Annotated in this window: 3 protein-coding genes, 1 tRNA gene and 3 pseudogenes; 3 read left to right on the forward strand and 4 right to left on the reverse strand. The window is 32.0% G+C overall.

All coding sequences use genetic code 11. The annotated features are described in order from the left end of the window. A pseudogene (locus A9G45_RS00910) lies at positions 1-322 on the reverse strand (DDE-type integrase/transposase/recombinase); the annotation flags it as partial. Positions 323-1,820: 1,498 nt separating this feature from the next. On the opposite strand from A9G45_RS00910, the gene A9G45_RS00915 reads away from it, so the two are divergent. After that, positions 1,821-1,894 (forward strand) — tRNA-Cys (locus A9G45_RS00915). A gap of 363 nt (positions 1,895-2,257) precedes the next feature. Then, a pseudogene (locus A9G45_RS13625) lies at positions 2,258-3,338 on the forward strand (IS3 family transposase). A gap of 129 nt (positions 3,339-3,467) precedes the next feature. Here the strand turns inward: A9G45_RS13625 and A9G45_RS00930 are convergent. Both A9G45_RS00930 and A9G45_RS00935 read right to left on the reverse strand, forming a co-directional pair. Next, a pseudogene (locus tag A9G45_RS00930) lies at positions 3,468-3,719 on the reverse strand (transposase); the annotation flags it as partial. A gap of 310 nt (positions 3,720-4,029) precedes the next feature. After that, positions 4,030-5,100: an acyltransferase family protein gene (locus A9G45_RS00935; protein ID WP_065568300.1), complete on the reverse strand. Its 1,071-nt coding sequence runs from the start codon at positions 5,098-5,100 to the stop codon at positions 4,030-4,032. Positions 5,101-5,543: 443 nt separating this feature from the next. Here A9G45_RS00935 and A9G45_RS00940 point away from each other — a divergent pair, with 443 nt between their 5' ends. Next, a complete protein-coding gene (locus A9G45_RS00940) occupies positions 5,544-5,738 on the forward strand; it encodes a thermostable hemolysin delta-VPH (protein ID WP_065568301.1) in 195 nt (64 codons plus the stop codon). Positions 5,739-5,864: 126 nt separating this feature from the next. On the opposite strand, the gene A9G45_RS00945 is transcribed toward A9G45_RS00940, so the two are convergent. Continuing rightward, positions 5,865-6,338: HNH endonuclease (locus tag A9G45_RS00945; RefSeq protein WP_141673559.1), on the reverse strand; the 474-nt coding region annotated here is incomplete at its 5' end.

Below are 6,338 nucleotides of genomic sequence, written 5' to 3' on the forward strand. Positions count from 1 at the left end.
TCAATGTCGCTTCGGCTACCTTATTGTCATAAAAACCCTCTTTCTTGCTTAATGAATGCGTGATATTAAATGCCTTAAAACAATCCTCCAATAGCCGATTATCAAACTTTTCACCTCGATCTGAATGAAATAAATCCAATTTCGATAATGGTTGTTTAATTTGGCTTAATGCTAACATGACAAGCTCTGCCGTTTTATGTTTACCAACATGATGGCAATCTGCATATTGGATAAATTCACTAAAACACAATAAATAATGCCAACGTTGGTTAGCTCGAATATAAGTTAAATCCGCGACAACAATTTGCTTTTTATCATCCACAAAGAATTACTGTTGCCAATAATTCTTTGTGGATGTTTCATTCACTTCTGTATCGTGAAATTTATAATGTTTAACGGTGTATTTTGATACGAGTAATAAAGGATTTCATCTCCCAAGTAATATAACGACGTGATACCTAAATATTCTCGTTTTGCAAATCAAAACGAATTCGCCTTGTACCATAAGAATGATAGCTTTGGTTAAACAGCATCACTATTTTAACTACATAAAGTCTTACTGATTTTTGTTTATTCAATTTACACTAACAATAAGCATAATAACTTGATAATATATAGTTTTGTTGCGCTATAACGATGTCGTTTTGCGTTTAGAATAGTTATTCGCCCCATTATCAGTGCTTATCGTTTCCACACGGTGTTGCTTAAGCGCTTTGCGCAAAGCAATCAACCATTGTTCTTGCGGACTGTGATTATCTTTTATTTTAAATGAGCCACTTTGGCTGACTTGCGTTATCCAAAGCTGATGAAGTCAAATTATATTTTGCAACGATTTCACTACTTGATTTACCGTTTTAATAAAAACTGACCATTTGGTGTTTAAAATCATCATTGAATGTTCGCCTTGTTCCTTTAATCTTATTCATTATTGTTCTAGCTCCTTTTTAGTTGTAATAAGTTTTCCTTACCTCTTAAAAAGTTGTATGATTTAGTGTGGTCTATCCACTTTCAGATAATCTTGCCTTGCACCATTTATAATCATTTAGAATGATAAATTAACTATTTTATTTTTATATAATTATTTTATGTAAGCCTTGCATAAAAACGTGAAGTGCGATTTTAAACTTGGCAAGTCAAGAAAGTAGAAAATTATCTATGATAAAAGCAAAAGAGGATTTAATCATAGAATAACAATACATATTAAAAATTTTGGGTAAGATATTTTAAGTGTAAGTTTCTGTTATTATTTTTGTATATGATTAGTTATCGGTTTATTCTAGTGTAGAATAAACCGACACTAGCCTTTAGAGGAGGATAAAACTTAGTTTTTTATAAAAACGATCAGATATTATATTAATTTTATTTTTGATTTTTTTGTTGAGAGACTAAACTTCTTTTCAGCTCTTTACAGTACAATGAAAAATTCATCATTTAAAAAATATTAAAGCCTAATAAAAGTATTATTTCTAATTATCTTTATTGCTTTCAATAATTAATACTATGTTTTATCTAGCTCTCTAGTCTTAATTTGAGTGTTTAACTGATAATTGAGATAACAGCTTAAAGTTATTTGATAACATAAGGAATATTTTTTAACTTTTATTATTTATATCATTCTTATAATCCTGTAATTATTATTAATTAACTTTGAAGATTATTTTTATTTAAATATATTGAACCACTAAATTTTTTGCCACGAATAATTAGGTTATAAAAAAATAAGTTAAAAACAACGTGATTGCTGTAATTATAATCTATTTAATCTTGACGATTATTCAAGGCAGTGCTACTATTTACAGCCTATTCAGACAGACCACTAAGGCGCGTTGGCAGAGTGGCCATGCTGCGGATTGCAAATCCGTCTACCTCGGTTCGACTCCGGGACGCGCCTCCATCTATGTTAATCATTTTTTTATTTAGTTTCACTTATTTTTCAATTTAGCAATTATAACATTATCAATATTAATTATGAGCTATTTTAATTATCACGCGAAAGCGAAGAAGTTAATCAAGAATGGCGATCTTGCTAGGTATGAATTTGTTAATGATTGGAATGGTATTAAACCTGCGTTAGTTTTATATTTTAAAATATGCTAATCCTATGCCGATTAGAGAATATCGGTGGGATGAATATTTGCCATTGTTGAATTCTTCATTTGAATAATGCAAAAATGGGCGTTATATTGTAACTATCCCCTAAAATAGTACAGCAAAAAGTAGAAAATTCTCTATGATAAAAGTAAAAGAGGATTTAATTATGAAAAAAATGACTGAACATCAAATCGTAGTTATTTTAAAAGAAGCAGAGGCAGGTATTCCCGTTAAAGAACTCTGTCGTAAATATGGCATGGGTAATTCAACTTTCTATAAATGGCGAGAAAAATACGGCGGTATGGAAACGTCGGATACCAAACGCTTGAAGGAGCTGGAGGCGGAAAACCGCAAGCTTAAACAGATGTTTGCCGAACTGAGCTTAAAATCCCAGCTTCAGGAAGAAATCATAAAAAAGCTTTAGTGCCCACCAAGGCACGTAAAACGTGGGCACAGCAACTACAACAAAATCATTCGGTTACTATTGTTATGAGTTGTGCTATTGTTGGCTTAAGCTGTTGTGCTTACTATTATCAATCTAAGTTACAGGATGATTCGGTGATTGTTTCAGTATTGAATGCTATCACAGATAGGCATTTACGCTAGGGCTTTCCTAAATGTTTTAATCGTATCAGAAAGCTCGGCTATCAATGGAATCATAAACGGGTATATCGGGTGTATTGTAAATTAAAGCTTAATCTCAGGGTAAAGCGTAAAAAACACATTCCTCCAAGATACCCAGAAAGGTTATTAGTCCCCAATAAACAAGGTGAATGTTGGTCAATGGATTTTATGAATGACAGTAGCCGTAATCAACGCCGCTTTAGAACATTCAATTTTATCGATGACTTTAATCGTGAGGCGTTAGGTATTGATATTGCAGTAAGTTTACCAGCAGGAAGGATTACCCGTTACTTAGATAAACTGGCCGAATATCATGGGTATCCATTAAAATACGGGTCGATAATGGGCCAGAATTTACAAGAAAAACCTTTACCAACTGGGCTAAATTACATGGTATAACCATTGATTATATCCAGCCCGGTAGTCCATATCAAAATGGCTATATTGAACGATTTAATCGTACCTATCGCACTGAAGTGCTCGATTTATATCTTTTTAACAACTTAGCGCAAGCAAGGAGAATAACTGAAGAATGGTTAACGGTTTATAACACCGAAAGACCACATCAGGCATTAAATAACATGACACCGATTGAGTATAAAACACTAAAACAAGCAGCATGATTTTCTACATGAGTTATGTACTAAGTTTTGGGTATTTACACTACAATGGCACAACTCATCGTAATAATGACTGAATGATTTTTTTGTATCGTCTGTGCCCACGTTTTACATACCTTTGTGGCACTAAAGCTTTTTTATGATTTCTTCCTGAAGCTGGGATTTTAAGCTCAGTTCGGCAAACATCTGTTTAAGCTTAAGGTTTTCCGCTTCTAGTTCTTTTAGACGTTTGATGTCTGAAGTTTCCATACCGCCGTATTTTTCTCGCCATTTATAGAAAGTTGAATTACCCATGCCATATTTACGACAGAGCTCCTTGACAGGAATACATGCTTCAGTTTCTTTTAAAATAGATACGATTTGATGTTCAGTCTTTTTTTTCATAATTGAATCCTCTTTTACTTTTATCATAGAGAATTTTCTACTTTTTGGCTGTACTTTTTTAGGTGGTAGTTACAGATATGTTCCGACTATTCATTACGAAATCATAGGGCATTAACATAAAAATATATTTTAGTAAATCAACCATGGGATTTTATTTTGACGTTATACATACTAATATCCCAGACGATGTTGTTGAAATAACACAATCTGAATATAAAGATTTGTTGAGAAAAAATCAATGGGGTATGAAATTATTATAGATAAAGGTGGAAAACCAACAATAAAAGTAGAGCGTTAGCTCTACACTTGTTTAAATTTCCAGTATTTTTCTTTTTAGCTTGTCTCCAATTGGTTTTATTAAATACGCTAAAAAATAACACAGTAAAACTATAACTACATAAAAATAAAAAAACTGAAATCTATTGAATTCATGAAACTGTATCTTTGATACCAGATAATATATTATTTGGTGGTGTAGTAAAAATGCCACGAATGAATATTCTGAGAAAAATAATATGATTTTTTTAATTGCTTTGGGGATTATTATATTTTCATACAGACAGCAAATTATGACAAATGTCATTGCCCACATGCTAATTCCCCACATATTATATGTCCTGTAGTGCTTTTCTATAAATGTAATAACAATTATGATATACAGTAATGCTATAAGTGCTGTAAAGAAATTTGCTTTTTTGTTTTTCAACAATAATAGATCAATAGTAAGCACCCCAAGTAAAATTTCTGGTAGTCTAGAGATAGGGTTCCAAAAGGGATCGTTATTCCATAAAAGAAAATGCTCAACTATATAATGTGTATTTTGAATGGCAATCAAAGATGAAATAATAATGATCGTGATTGCAATATAAATATTTTTATTCTTTAACCAAAGAACGAATGGGAATAATACATATGTAAGAAGTATAAAACCGGTAAACCATTCGCCAATCAAATAATAAGTATTTGGAACGGTTGAACCTAAGTACCCATCTAATCCTAAAAATGTTATTAGAAGTCTGGCAGGGTCATCTCCTAAGCAAACTGTTGAGAAGGATAAAAATAAAAAAACAGCGACAAAAATATAACAAATCCAAAAATAAGGATAAATATTTGCAATTCTTTTTTTTATATAAACTGTTAAATCAAATTTGTTTTTTGTTGAAATGTATAGTGAAGCACCTGAAGTAATAATAAAAAAAGAAACTCCAACTCCACCCAAATAATATTTATGAAAATAATCATGATCAACTCCGTGTTGTGACAATGTGCCAACAAAATGACCTGCAACAATCATCAAAAAACTGATTGCACGAATGAAATCAATTGAATCAATTCTAGATCCAGAGGAAGTTAAATTTTTATTAATAGCTAAATTCGACATAATAAAACCATTTATTAAAATTTAAAGTCTAACATATCTAACGCATTAGCAAAACACCATCAATATTCAACTTACAATACTCAACAGCGTCATTGTATAGTTTATTGTTACTATGATTAGCTAAAATGAAATTTATTTGATGTATTTTATTTTGATTGTTTTTTTGATATGTAATTTTGAGAAAAAGGCTGCTAAAAGTGTTAGAATATGCAAGAATATAAAGGGATAACTTATTGATATTTAACGATGGAAAACTTGGAAAAAAGCATTGTATATTCTAAGTTGTTTTTCAACTAATTGATTTATAATGATATTTTGGTTGCAAATTCGTCTGCCTCGGTTCGACTCCGGGACGCGCCTCCATTTAAATTAATCATTTTTTCTATTTTATTGAGTTCATTTATTTTTCAATTTGGCGATCATAATATATATCAATATTAACTATGAGCTACTTTAATTATCACGCGAAAGCGAAGAAGTTAATCAAGAATGGCGATCTTGTTAGGTATGAATTTGTTGATGATTGGAATGGTATTAAACCTGCGTTAGTTTTATATTTTAAAAATGCTAATCCTATGCCGATTAGAGAATATCGGTGGGATGAATATTTGCCATTGTTGAATTCCTCATTTGAATAATGCAAAAAATGGGCGTTATATTTCGCCCATCGTCGGGTAGCAACGACACATTACTGTGTCGCCGCCCCCTAAACTGTACGAGCGAATTTCTCCGCATACAGCTCAAGCCTTTCTATTAACTTATTGCTAAGTCGGTTTCAATACGTCTAACTTTAGCGCATGAACTTTAGTATGACATACAGGGTGTAATAATATTCTGTTTTCCAGCTTATTATCTCCCCCATGTACACGGTATATAATATGATGGTCATGCCAACCTGTCTCTTTTGTGATAGGTAACTGACATAATCCACAACGCCCTTTTTGTTCTTTATACAGCCTTTGCCATTGACTTCTGTGCGAATAATCTTCGTACATCCGTTTTTGGTATAGCGTTTCGCCGTATAATTCCCATTCAGGTAGAAACGGATTGTATTCCGATTTCACCTTTACATGACGTTTAATTTCTGTCTTACTGCACAGCAGTAATTCCATCCATTTCTTTTCACCATGTCGATTTATTGTGTGTGTGCCAAATATCCAGTCCCTGTTTTGTATCCTTGTAAAATATTTCTCTTTTACAAATCGTTTCCGTCTGTTACTGTGTCTTCGACAACACCA

The organism is Gilliamella sp. HK2 (genome assembly GCF_001690265.1).
Taxonomy (GTDB): domain Bacteria; phylum Pseudomonadota; class Gammaproteobacteria; order Enterobacterales; family Orbaceae; genus Gilliamella; species Gilliamella apicola_C.

Excerpts from the sequence above, each read along its gene's own strand:
- A9G45_RS00935 (WP_065568300.1), bottom strand. The coding sequence starts at position 5,100 with ATGTCGAATTTAGCTATTAATAAAAATTTAACTTCCTCTGGATCTAGA.
- A9G45_RS00940 (WP_065568301.1), top strand. The coding sequence starts at position 5,544 with ATGAGCTACTTTAATTATCACGCGAAAGCGAAGAAGTTAATCAAGAAT.